This window comes from Streptomyces sp. WAC05292 (assembly GCF_003949955.1).
Taxonomy (GTDB): Bacteria; Actinomycetota; Actinomycetes; order Streptomycetales; family Streptomycetaceae; genus Streptomyces; species Streptomyces globosus.
In genome coordinates this window covers 1-406 of the sequence record NZ_RPSE01000866.1, presented here as the reverse complement: position 1 = coordinate 406, position 406 = coordinate 1, and the positions used below count along the sequence as shown (strand labels likewise).

Below are 406 nucleotides of genomic sequence, written 5' to 3'. Positions count from 1 at the left end.
GCGCTCTGGGCCGTCCGCCACGGCGCGGCCGGCTGAGGCGACGCGCCGCCGCCGACCCGTCCATCTTCCGTTCCGAATGTCATACCGTCGGGTGCATGTCGCCCACACGGCGTAACCCGCCCGGCGCCCGACCGTTCTCCAGGGTGTGCCGGAGCCGCCGGCCCCGGCAGTCGTACGGAGGACGGGAAAACGTGAAGAACACCAAGAAGGCCACCGCCGCCGCCCTGATCGCGGGCGGCATCCTCGCCGCGGGGGCGGGCGCCGCCTCCGCTCACGGCGGCGCGTCGGCCTCCGGAGAGGCCGCGGGCTCGCCCGGCGTCGCCTCCGGCAACCTCGACCAGGTCCCCGTGCACGTCCCCGTGAACGCCGCCGGCAACGCCGTCACCGCGATCGGCCTGCTGAACGG

Annotated in this window: 1 protein-coding gene; it reads left to right on the top strand. The window is 75.6% G+C overall.

The features are described from left to right. Window positions 1-191: 191 nt before the first annotated feature. Window positions 192-406: chaplin (locus tag EF903_RS33480; protein WP_148142682.1), on the top strand; the 215-nt coding region annotated here is incomplete at its 3' end.